The following is a 9,015-nucleotide window of genomic DNA, read 5'->3' as shown; positions in this document are numbered from 1 at the left end:
GTCGCCGCGTCGTCCTCCCGGGGCTTGGGAGTCTCCGGTGCGGGCGCCGAGACCCGGAGCAGGCTTCGAAGCTCTTCCGCGGCAGCGGCAAAGGTGGCGGGGGCGGTGAGCTGCCGCCGCAGCTCCCGCACCGGCTCGAAGACCGGCACGCGTTCCAGGAGGCGGTCGGGGTGAAGGTCGCCGAGGCCCCGAAAGGCGAGCTCCGAGGCCGGGAGGCCGGGACCGGGCCGGTGAAGCCCGGGGCCGAAGCCGCACATCACGGTCTCGAACGAGTCGCCGTCTACGGCCACCGGCCTGCGGCCGGCCAGGGCACCGGCATCCCCATCCCCCCGCCCCCCCAGGTCCCCGAGCACCAGGATCCGGAACGGGCCCCGACCCGCGGGGCGTTTCCCCTGGGCTGCGGATCGCGGAAAGCGCACCTCGAACTCCAGCTCAGCCGGCATGGGAGCCTCCTCGGCCCGAAGGATACTTCTCCTCCCTTTCCCGGCAAGCCCGTCGCGAAACCGGCCTTGACACGCCCGGAGCCCGTGCTAAACGGGAGACCGTTGCGGCCCGAGCGCCGTCGCCGAGTTCAGTTGCCCGGCCGAGCAGGGAGGTAGGAACGCGAATGGACGCGGCAAGGAAGGTCCAGGTCACCACCCCCCTGGGGGAGGGGGCGCTTCTCTTCCACCGGATGACCGGGGCGGAGGAGCTCGGTCGCCTCTTCGAGTACCACCTGGATCTCCTCGGGACCGACCCGGAGATCCCCTTCGAGAAGATCCTCGGCCAGAATCTCACGGTGAGACTCGAGCTTCCCGCGGGCGGTGTTCGGTACTTCAACGGATTCGTCAGCCGTTTCCGGCAGGCCGGGCACCTGGGCCGGCATCCCTGGTACCAGGCGACTTTGCGCCCATGGCTTTGGTTCCTCACGCGCACGGCGGATTGCCGCATCCATCAGAACGAGACCGTCCCAGAGATCGTCAAAGGGGTGTTTCGGCGCTTTGGCTTCACGGACTTCGAGGAGATGCTCAACGAGTCGTACCGAACCCTGGAATACTGCGTCCAGTACCGTGAGACGAGCTTCAACTTCATCAGCAGGCTCCTGGAACAGGAGGGGATCTACTACTACTTCAAACACGAAAACGGAAAGCACACGCTGGTGCTGGCCGACTCCTACGGGGCGCACAAGCGCACCCCGGGGTACGAGACCCTCTCGTTCCATCAACGGACTGAGGCGGGCGTACCGGAGGACGCGGTGCACGAGTGGCTCATCTCGCGGGAGGTACAGCCCGGCGCCTTCGCGCTCGTGGACTACAACTTCCAGAAGCCCAAGGAAGACCTGCACACCCGCTCGCTCGTCGCCCGCGACCACGCGGGCGCCGAGTTCGAGGTGTACGACTTTCCGGGCGAATATGCCGAGTACGGCGAGGGGGAGCGGTGTGCCCGGGTCCGGATCGAGGAGCTCCAGGCGCAGCACGAGCGGCTCCAGGGCAGAAGCTACGCCCGCGGCCTCACCGCGGGCGGTCTCATGGAGCTTGCGAGCCATCCCCGGGCGGACCAGAATCGGGAGTATCTCATCTGCTCCACCTCCCATGAGATCTCCAGCCCGGAGTACGAGTCCGGTGGCGGAGGGGATCGGGGAGCGAGTGCCTTCATCTGCCGCTTCACGGCCGTCGAGAGCCGCCAGCCCTACCGACCCCCCCGCTTGACCCGGAAGCCCCTGGTCCAGGGGCCCCAGACCGCCGTCGTCGTGGGAAAGGACGGCGAGGAGATCTGGTCCGACAAGTACGGCCGGGTGAAGGTGCGCTTTCATTGGGACCGGGACGGCGAAAAGAAGGGAGAAGACAGCACCTGCTGGATCCGGGTGGGGCAGGGATGGGGGGGCAAACGGTGGGGGAGCCTTCAGACCCCGCGCATGGGAACCGAGGTCATCGTCGAGTTCCTGGAGGGCGACCCCGACCGCCCCCTCATTACCGGCCAGGTGTACAACGAGTCCTGCCTGCCTCCCTACGACCCCTCCGCCCATGCAACGGTCACGGCGCTCAAGACGAACTCGAGCAAGGGCGGGGGAGGCTTCAACGAGCTTCGGTTCGAAGACAAGAAGGGGGAGGAGCAGGTCTTCCTCCACGGCGAGAAGAACCTGGACGTGCGCATCAAGAACGACCGGTTCGAGACCGTGGGCCACGACCGCCACCTCGTCGTGGGAAACGACAAGCGCGAGCACGTGGAAAACGAGCGCCACGAGGCCGTCGACAGCCACCACTACGAAAAGATCGGGGGCGACCGCCACCTCAAGGTGGGGGGCAAGCAGGCGGTGGGCATCGACAAGAGCCTCTCGGTCACGGTGGGCGGGGACGTGGCCGAGGTCTTCAAGGGGGCCCACGGCCACCAGGTGGGGGGAGACTACTACGTCAAGGCCGCCAACATCGTCATCGAGGGGGCGGGCAACGTCACCGTGAAGGTGGGCGGCTCCTACATCGCCATTGAAGCCGGCGGGATCAAGATCGGGACCCCGGGGCAGGTGATCGTCGACGCCGGAGCCACGGTGCAGGTCAAGGGCGGGGCCAAGGCGACCCTCGAGACCCCTGGAGTGGCCGAGGTCAAGGGCAGCATCGTCAAGGTCGAGGGCGGAGTGATCAAGCTCAACTGAGAGCCCGTGAAAGCATCGTCGCGAGCAGACCGGAGTGCGAGGCGCGCATGATCGAACGACGAGACATATCAAGTAGATAGGCGGGGAGTGAGGGAGTGCGCGACGAAGCAATCCGGTCGCGCGGCAGATGGTTTCACAGGCACTGATGGGAGGTGGCGCGTGAACCCTAGGTCCGGAAAGGCCCCCAAGGCCGTCGCCCCCGCCGCGCCCAAGGCCGCCGAGGACGCCGATTCGGCAGACCCCGGCGAGGTGGAGCAGGCCAAGGCCGCGCAGCGGGAAAAGGGCGAGGGGAAGTACGGCGCTACTCCCGCCAAGCCCCACATGGCCGGAGAGGACGACGGCAAGACGAGCTGGATCGAGATCGAGCTCGTGGACGAAGACGACCAGCCGGTACCGGGCGAGAAGTACGAAATCAACCTGCCGGACGGGTCGGTTGCCAGCGGCACCCTCGACGAGAAGGGGCTGGCGAGGGTCGAGGGAATCGATCCCGGGACGTGCCGGGTGACGTTTCCGGACCTGGACAAGGATGCGTGGGAGCCCCGGTCGTGACGGACGTGCGCTACCCCGCTCGTTCGGTCCCGTAGCCCTCTATCTGCCCTCCAGCAGGACTTCCACCCGCTCCAGGGTTTCTTTGACTCGGGCCTCCAGGTGGGCGTCCAGGGTGACGCGCTCCAGCGCCAGCCGGCCGACGCGCTCCACCTGCCGCAGGGCCGCCTCTCCCGCCGTCTCCAACAACGGCGGATTGTAGGGCACCGAGGGGAGATACCACTCCCCTGGCCGGTAATCGAAAAGGGCTTCCACGAGCCGGACGGGCAGCTCACCGGGGAGCCCGACCGCGAGCATCCGCTCGCAGGCCAGGAGCAGGGGCAGGTCGAGTCGATGGCTCAGCACCGGCCCGCGCAGCCAGTGTAGCTTCTCCTCCATGTCGAACTCCGGCGCCGCCAGCTTCGCCTCCAGCAGGGCGATCGCCGCCGGGTCGCCGTTCTGCACCACCGCCGCCGCCGTCAGGTTGGAAAAACCATCCTCCGGCTGCCAGTATCGGTGCCAGAGCGCCACGACCTGGGGCGGAGGCGGCCTGATCGCGGCGCAGGCCTTGATGAGCAGGTCGACGCGGGCGTCTTCCGCCAGAAACGCCTGGTTGGTCGTCAGGTCCACCAGGATGTCGCGTGCGCTGTCCATGGGATTGCGCGTCAACTCATCCAGAACGCGGCGCAGACGCAACCGCTCGGGCCGGCCCCGATAGGCCTCCTCGTCATCGAGCTCCGCCAGGAACTTCGAAGAGGCAAGCCGGGCCAGCAGCAGGGCGTGGTCCTCGTTTCGCAGACTGCGGGCCAGGGCCATGGCATCCCGGATGACCTGTTTCTCGGGAGGGAGTGCCTGCACGTCATTTGCGGTCATGGCGATCACCGTTTCCTGGTTTGGTGCTGCGCCGGCGAGGGCGTGCGTTGGCGGCAGCAGGAAGGCAAGGGCAAGCAGACACAGGGGGGTCACGGCGGCACCACCGGGCTTCGGTGCATGGCCCGGGCCTGGATGATGTCGAAGTCCTGGGCCTGGGTGGTGGGATTGATCCAGTGCATGACGTTTTCCCCCGGGGGCACGAGCAGGCCGTCCCAGAAAATGCCTCCCGCCACGAGCGAGGCGGCGGCGTCCGCCGCGGTCATGTCCCGCTGGTCGCCGGCGCCGGGCGCGCTCTCCGGCACCCCTTCCACCCGGTGGCCGAGGGCCAGTACGTGGCCCAGCTCGTGGGCAATGGTGCCGGCATAGGTGAACTGGGCCGCGGCATTGGCCGGATCTCCGTTGGCGTCGGTGACGTACATGGCGGCAAGCCGCGGGAAGGTGGCGGTGTTGCGCTCCCGGGCCGCGAGCAGATTCATGGTGACGGTGCCGGCCGCACCGTCCGGATCGACTCCGGAGGGCTGTATCCACGAGCTGGACGGACTGCCGTTGTCGGTAATGGTGTTTCCCGCCGCATTGGCCGGGTAATCCGTGGCCGCACCGAGGTTGCCGCCCGCATCGGAACGGATGTAGGCAAAGTTAAACACTCCCTGCCGGTAGTTGAGCCTGGTGGCGGCGGCAAAGCCGGTGTCGGGAATGTTTCGCGTCCGTCCGGCAGGCACGCGAATGCGGAAGATACCGCTGTGGCCCGTTGCCGTGGCGCTGTCGGTTCGGGTGGTATTGGCGTCGGGCACAAGCTCCAGGGCCACCTGGCGCAGGATCCGGTTGACGATGTCGAGATGGGCGCGGACGTCGTCCGGGGTCGCCCGCGGCTGACTGGCGGCAGTCGGGCCGTTGAGGATGTTGGCTCGAAAGGGGATCTGCCGGATGGCGCGCACCAGGGCCCGATACTGGGCACAGAGCGCCCCCTGAAAGCGCACCTCGAGCCGCACTTCGCCCGCGTGGGTGCCGTAGACGAGCACCCGCCGCCCCCGGGGCTGCCCGACAAAGGCAACGGCGCCGCCGCCGGCCACCGACACCACGCTCCATTCGAGCCGGGGATCGTCGTCGGTGAAGTTGAGCGAGCCAGGGTGATAGTAGGTGTATTCGACGCGGGCCGCGCTCTGAGGAGTTGCGTCCGCTGGAGCCAGGACGGGAATCACAGCCGGGTTGGGAATGATGTTGATATCGTCTGTCGGCCGGATGACGTTGAGGTCTGCACAGCGCTCGGCCGGGAGCAGGGCGGCGGAGGCGGACAGGGGCGGCCGCCGGGGCAGGGAAGGATCGGGCGGCACCGGCCGCACCGGACAGATCTCGAAGCGTGCCTCTTCGGTGGTGCCCGACACCGTCGTGCAGGTGACGCTGCCGTTGTGCTGGCGGGTGGCAAACACGGTTTCCGGCGCGTGGCGGGTAAAGCTGCCCAGCACCGAGAGCTCCACCATCCACTCCACCGTGTAGTAGCGGGTGGAGCGCCGCCACAACCCTTGGCGCAGCGGGTGGAGGGGGAGATCGACGGTGCCGAGGCGGTCGTCGTTGATCGCGTCCTCGTCGTAGGCGGCGAAACGCAGACGGATCTGGTGGCCGTCCCGCACGTTGACCGTCGTCCGCCACTCAGCCGGTCGGAAGTCGATGAAGCGCTGCTCCACCGCGTCGAAGATCTGCCTGCGATTGCCGACGTTCGAGCCGTCAACCGACGCGTGGAAATACCACTCGCCTGAGCCGAAGGTATCCGCGTCCCTCCGAACAAACACCCTTCGAAAGGTGATCCGCACCCTCTCGTCCGCCGGCATCGTCTCCTCCCCTGCCGTTCAGCTTCCGTGCACCTGCTTCAACTTGTCCCTGGTGGCTCCGTCCACTGCGCCGGTTACATCGAGCTCATACTCTTCCTGAAAAAAGCGCAAGGCCGCCTCGACCCCTTCCGTCAGTTCGTCGTCGGTGCAACTGCCGCAGTCGAACCCGAGATTTGCCAGCCGCTGCTTGACCCCGCGGATTTCACTGATGGGGTCCAGGGAGCCCAGCATGAGGGGGATCTCCCGGGCTCGCGTCGTGTCCGGCTCCAGGATGATCTTGCCGCTTCGAGCGCCGGGCGGGATGGCCACCTCGATCATTCCCTCCCCGTCGGTTCGTCCCTCGGTCAGCTGACCATCGATCTCCAGCCGATAGGGCAGGTCGGCGCGCACCTCGTCCTTCGGGGCCTGGGCGGAGCTCCGGATCACGTCGCCCGACTCCTGGGTGTCGCCCGATTCCTGTGGGGGCTCCTGCATGATCTTGAGCCGGATGCGGGCCGGAACCCCCTTCTTCCTAAAGCGGTGTCGCGCCTCCGTAGCACCGCTCACCTCCCTCTTCTCCCGCTTGGGCACACTCACGGTATCGCCGGGCAGGAGCACATTGGGATCCTGTCGCCGCTGCCTCAGCGCCGCATTGTCGGGATGGTTCCAGAGCGTCTCCCAGAAATGGCCGTATCCGTCGGCGATGCTCGACATACACTCCCCCTGCCGGACCACGTGGGTGCTGCTCATGACCGACTCCCTTGCACCATGGGTTGCTCCCCGTAGGTCATCCAGGATCCTCTCCTAGAACACTCACGCCACCTGGATCGTTACCGTCCCCGGCATCGCCACGGAGATGATCCCTCCCCACGCGCAGGAGCACGTGCTCGCGGGGTTGAGGGCAGGGAAGCCGCCCATCGTGACGGTGGGGGAGCCGGGGACCCAGGGCGCGGGGGTGGCGGGGACGCAGGGCATGGGGGTGAGGACCCCGGAGGCGGCCGCCGTGGCGGAGGCTACCGTAGGGTTCGTGAGGCTGGTGCAGGCGCCGAAGGACGGCACGTTGACCACGGGCTTGTGATCCATCACGGTGGCCGCCGGCACGCCCTCCGCGAAGACGCGATGGGTTGGCAGGGCCAGGAGGGCGGCAGGCGCCATCCCGAAGCTGCACTTGAGCATCGCCCCCGTGGCCACGAGACTCCCCATGCGCGAAACCTCCCTCCTTCCTGCTTCCTATAACGAAACCGTCGTTCTGGAAACGCCTCGCCCCCGATAGGGGAGGGGCCTGGGGTAAGGGGGAACGCGTTGCGCTACATCCCTCGAGGCGACCAAAGGTCGTGGACCGCTCAGGACCTTTTGTCGCCCGGCGGCGCGGGCTGGATCGGCATGGAGACCCCCAGGTCCTTGATCTCCCGGTTCATCCGGTCCAGGTCCTCCTTGTCCCAGTCTTCGGCGGATGCCTCGAGGACGGCCCCGCTCTTCTCCACGCTCTCTTGCACCCGCTTCTGGAACTCGTCGTAGGTGAGCGCAGACTGGTTGTCGAACCCATCGAAGCCCAGACCCGGGAAGTAGTTGGCGAGGGCGTCGAGCGCTTCCCTCACGTGGCCCTGTTCGTGTTCCAGGAGCCGTTGGCGGGCCTTCTCGAGATTGCCCCCCTTGCCCACGACCTCCCGAGGCAGGTAGATGGAGGAAATCTTCAGCTCGGCCAAGGCCCAGAAGACCTCGTCGGCGTTGCGCCCGCTCGCTGGCGGACGAGCGGGAAACGAGACATCGTAGCTGACCTCGACGTAGGCGCTGGCATTGGGTTGGCCAAACTGCGTGCGAATCCAGGCAACCCCTTGCTTCTCGTTGATGGACGCCACACCGTGCCAGAAGACGATTCCCACCTTGCCCGCGGCGTAGGTCTTCACGATCTTGCCCGCTGCGGTCCGGGGGGTGCTCGGCTCCTGGGGCGCGGCGGCCTGTGTGCCGGCCGCGAAACCGTGCCGGACGGGATCGGACGGCAGTTCTTCTTCCAGTCCCAGGGGAGACAGGGACCGAGAAGGGCCGGTCGTCACGACCGATTCGGGGCTCACGGTGGTGTCCCTCTCGCGCTCATTCCGCCTGGGTTGGTGCCGGCGGACGGGGAAGGGCTGCGTGGACCTACGGTGGGGAGGCTAGCGCAAACCCTGTAGGTTCGCAAACCACTTCCGGCGCCGGCATTTTCATCCGTGTCGGGCGGGCTCAAACGCCTCGTTGGGCGCCGTAGTTGCAGGAGAGCGTTGCGCCTATGCGTTGGGCGGGCCAGGGGGGGTGACCGGGGCCGGGCCGGACTTCAGGCGGGGCCGGGAACGATGGTGAAGCTCTTGCGAGAGCCGACCCGATAGGCTGAGAAGCCCCGCCGATCGAGAGTGAACACGCGGTGGATTCCGGTCTCCTCCGCCAGGGCGACGAGGGTCGCGTCGGCGAAATCCATGGGAACGTCGGCGTACTTCTCCATCAGTTGCATTGCTCGGCGCAGACTCTTCGTCGTCAGCGAAGCGAGCTCGGCTCCGCCGCTAAGGATGAACTCCAGGGCCGGTTTCTGGAGGGAAAAGGCGGGGCCCAGCAGGTAGAGGGTCTCCGTCAAGACCGGTTCGGTCGTGAGGAGCCGGCCCCTGAAGTCCTGAAAAGCGCCGAGGCAGGCGTCGTGGTTCTTCTCGCTGCGGTCGAGGAGGGCCACGAACGGCCCGGTATCGAGGAGCATCTCAACCATCGCGGCGGAACTTCGCGCGCAGGTGCTCCCGGTGGGCCTCTCCCAGATCCGGCACCCCGCTGGCAAGGGAGCCGAGGAGGTCCTTCACCCGGTCATACGGCCGGGGTTCCGCCTCGGCGTCCTCTTCCCGGATGAAACGCTCCAGGGCGAGGCGAACCACCTCGGAGCGCTTCACGTGGAGCTTCTTGGCGGCGGCGGCGAGCCCTTCTGCGATCTCGTCGCCGAGCCTGACCGTCACTTGTGTGCGCATGAAGACCGCCTCCTGCGAGATGGATGCAGTGCAATGATACGGCTCGTGCATTGCACGGTCAAGGAGAGCCCTGGACCACGATCCACCACCCGGGTGGCAAGCAGGGTCCGGGAGCCCTTGCGCTCCGCCCCGCAATCCGCGATGTTCGGAGGCCGCGTAGCCGAGGGAGCCGGCGCGCCGAACCTCACCGCTTTCGGCCTCG

Annotated in this window: 10 protein-coding genes; 2 read left to right on the top strand and 8 right to left on the bottom strand. The window is 67.3% G+C overall.

Annotated elements, in window-relative coordinates:
- The coding region (locus tag AB1578_19215; protein ID MEW6490025.1) for a type VI secretion system contractile sheath small subunit at window positions 1-443 on the bottom strand (443 nt) is incomplete at its 3' end.
- A 164-nt stretch (window positions 444-607) separates the two neighbouring features.
- Between AB1578_19215 and tssI the strand changes: the two genes are divergently transcribed.
- Both tssI and AB1578_19205 read left to right on the top strand, forming a co-directional pair.
- Window positions 608-2,629, top strand: coding sequence for a type VI secretion system tip protein TssI/VgrG (gene tssI, locus AB1578_19210; GenBank protein MEW6490024.1), 2,022 nt, complete (start codon window positions 608-610; stop codon window positions 2,627-2,629).
- 159 nt (window positions 2,630-2,788) lie between these two features.
- Window positions 2,789-3,178 carry a carboxypeptidase-like regulatory domain-containing protein gene (locus AB1578_19205; protein MEW6490023.1) on the top strand — a complete coding sequence of 130 codons (390 nt, stop codon included), beginning with the start codon at window positions 2,789-2,791 and terminating at the stop codon, window positions 3,176-3,178.
- Between the two features lie 39 nt (window positions 3,179-3,217).
- Here the strand turns inward: AB1578_19205 and AB1578_19200 are convergent, their stop codons facing one another.
- From AB1578_19200 to AB1578_19170, 7 genes are all read right to left on the bottom strand, one after another.
- Window positions 3,218-4,027 (bottom strand): hypothetical protein, encoded by an 810-nt coding sequence (locus AB1578_19200; protein MEW6490022.1) that lies wholly within the window; start codon window positions 4,025-4,027, stop codon window positions 3,218-3,220.
- Window positions 4,028-4,116: 89 nt separating this feature from the next.
- Window positions 4,117-5,853 (bottom strand): hypothetical protein, encoded by a 1,737-nt coding sequence (locus tag AB1578_19195; GenBank protein MEW6490021.1) that lies wholly within the window; start codon window positions 5,851-5,853, stop codon window positions 4,117-4,119.
- An 18-nt stretch (window positions 5,854-5,871) separates the two neighbouring features.
- Window positions 5,872-6,582 (bottom strand): peptidoglycan-binding domain-containing protein, encoded by a 711-nt coding sequence (locus AB1578_19190; GenBank protein ID MEW6490020.1) that lies wholly within the window; start codon window positions 6,580-6,582, stop codon window positions 5,872-5,874.
- A 63-nt stretch (window positions 6,583-6,645) separates the two neighbouring features.
- A complete protein-coding gene (locus AB1578_19185) occupies window positions 6,646-7,035 on the bottom strand; it encodes a DUF4280 domain-containing protein (GenBank protein MEW6490019.1) in 390 nt (129 codons plus the stop codon).
- A gap of 140 nt (window positions 7,036-7,175) precedes the next feature.
- Entirely contained in the window at window positions 7,176-7,904 is a 729-nt protein-coding gene (locus AB1578_19180) for a hypothetical protein (protein ID MEW6490018.1), read from the bottom strand.
- Between the two features lie 239 nt (window positions 7,905-8,143).
- Entirely contained in the window at window positions 8,144-8,554 is a 411-nt protein-coding gene (locus tag AB1578_19175; protein MEW6490017.1) for a PIN domain-containing protein, read from the bottom strand.
- A gap of 1 nt (window position 8,555) precedes the next feature.
- Window positions 8,556-8,813, bottom strand: a complete 258-nt coding sequence (locus AB1578_19170) for a ribbon-helix-helix protein, CopG family (GenBank protein ID MEW6490016.1) — start codon at window positions 8,811-8,813, stop codon at window positions 8,556-8,558.
- Between the last annotated feature and the right edge of the window lie 202 nt (window positions 8,814-9,015).

The sequence above is a fragment of the Thermodesulfobacteriota bacterium genome, assembly GCA_040756475.1.
GTDB lineage: Bacteria > Desulfobacterota > Deferrisomatia > Deferrisomatales > JACRMM01 > JBFLZB01.
The sequence above is the reverse complement of the archived record's forward strand: the minus strand, read 5'-3'. Positions and strand labels throughout refer to the sequence as shown.